The sequence below is a fragment of the Streptomyces roseolus genome, assembly GCF_014649855.1.
Lineage (GTDB): Bacteria > Actinomycetota > Actinomycetes > Streptomycetales > Streptomycetaceae > Streptomyces > Streptomyces roseolus.
Map to the genome: position 1 here is coordinate 1 of NZ_BMTV01000062.1, position 259 is coordinate 259.

A 259-nucleotide genomic window follows, 5' to 3' on the forward strand; every position below is an offset into this window, starting at 1 on the left:
TCCTCCGAACCCTCCGGGTCGTTCACGGACAGGTTCTGCAGCTTCAGGATCTCGGACATGACGGGGTTCCCTTCGGTGGGTGGGGTGTGCGGAGTGGGAGGCGTGACGTACGCAGAGCCGAGGCTGACGCGGGACGGAGAGGTCAGGCCTCGATCTTCGTGTTGTTGCAACCGCTGCTGATCGTCGACCAGTCGGCGACCTGCTGGTCCTCCGAACCCTCCGGGTCGTTCACGGACAGGTTCTGCAGCTTCAGGATCTC